The organism is Marinimicrobium sp. UBA4509, assembly GCF_002388575.1.
GTDB classification, from domain to species: Bacteria; Pseudomonadota; Gammaproteobacteria; order Pseudomonadales; family Cellvibrionaceae; genus Marinimicrobium; species Marinimicrobium koreense.
On record NZ_DGMV01000047.1, the window covers coordinates 72,326 to 73,777 of the forward strand.

1 protein-coding gene is annotated in these 1,452 nt (G+C 64.9%); it reads right to left on the reverse strand.

Going from position 1 to position 1,452, the window contains the following annotated elements; translation table 11 throughout:
• On the reverse strand, positions 1 to 1,452 hold a 1,452-nt coding region (locus tag B3520_RS07095; RefSeq protein ID WP_286875785.1), incomplete at both ends, for a DNA internalization-related competence protein ComEC/Rec2.

Consider the following 1,452-nt stretch of genomic DNA (forward strand, 5'->3'; position numbering starts at 1 on the left):
TCCTGCAGCACGTCGATGGAGCCGTTGAGCTGATCCCGGCCGACCAACCGCCACTCCACTTCCCGTTCGATATCACCGGTCAACAGGAGCCGCTGCCCCGCGTATTCAATCTCGAGAACGCAGGAGCGATTATTGCCATTCACCTGCGCCGGGAAGCCGCCGTGCAGAAACCGGAATTTCACCTGATTCCACTGCCACGAAGCCCTCTGATGGCAATCCCGCCCGGGCATCGACGTGGACAGTGTCGCATCGCCCACCCAGAGTGCCTCGGTCGGGAGACTTTTCAGCACACTGGAAAGCCCTCCCGAGTGATCATCGTGACGATGACTGACCACCACCGCGTCCAACTGATGGACACCCAACTGCCGCCAATAGGGCACGATCACGCCAGAACCCGCATCCAGCCGCTCACTGTAGGTGGGGCCCGTATCATACACCAGCCGGTAATCCGGCGTCTGTACCGCCACCGCCAGGCCCTGCCCCACATCCAGAAACGTCACTCTCAAGGGGGGTACCGGTGGCCCCGGGAGCAACAGCGCCAACACTATCCCGGGGTAACCCAGCCACCGTCCGGGCAGCCCTCGTGGCAACAACATCAGCAGCGTGGCCAGTCCGGCCAGGGCCAGTGCCGGCCAGGACAGCGCCGTCTGAAACAACGTCATTGGCGCCACGTCCTCCAGCCACTCCAACCAGGCCAGAAGTGCGGACAAGCCCAGGTCCGCCACCACCAGCGAGAGGTCACTGGCCCAGGGCCAGAGGGCGCCCAGCAGCAGCGCCACAAGCAACCAGGGAACCACCATCAGGGTCACCAACGGAATCGCCAGCAGGTTGGCAATCGGCGCCACCAGGCTAACTCCGTGCACCAGTATCAGGAGCGGAACCATCAGCCCCAAAAACACCGCCCACTGAGACCGCACCACCGTTTGCCCCCACCACTGAGCACCCGCGCGGCGCCGCCCGCCAAGTGCCAGCATCAGGACCGCGACGGCGCTAAAGCTGAGCCAGAACCCGGTATCGTAAGGGGCGAGCGGGTCCCTGACCAGAACCGCCACCCAGGCCAACAGCAAGCCGGTGGCGGCGGGTAGACTTCCCCGGCGCAGCAGCACCCATTGCACCACGCCGATCATGATCAAGGCGCGCTGGGTCGGAATGCTGAATCCGGCCAGGGCGCTGTAGAAAAGCGCGAAGCCGAGCGCGAATACCTGACCCACCGCCGAGGCGGGTATCCGATGGCACAGCGCGTTGAGTCCGCGCCCCAGAATACCGCCCAGCCAGAGTCCCGCCAGCGCCACCATGCCCACATGTAATCCGGAGATGGCCAACAGGTGATTGGTGCCCGTGCGCTGCAGTCGTGTCCAGCGCTCGGGACTCAAGGTGGAGCGATCACCGATCAGCAGCGCCAGCATCAGGTCCCGGTGAGCCACCCCGGACGGATGGTGGTCGAGCCAGCGT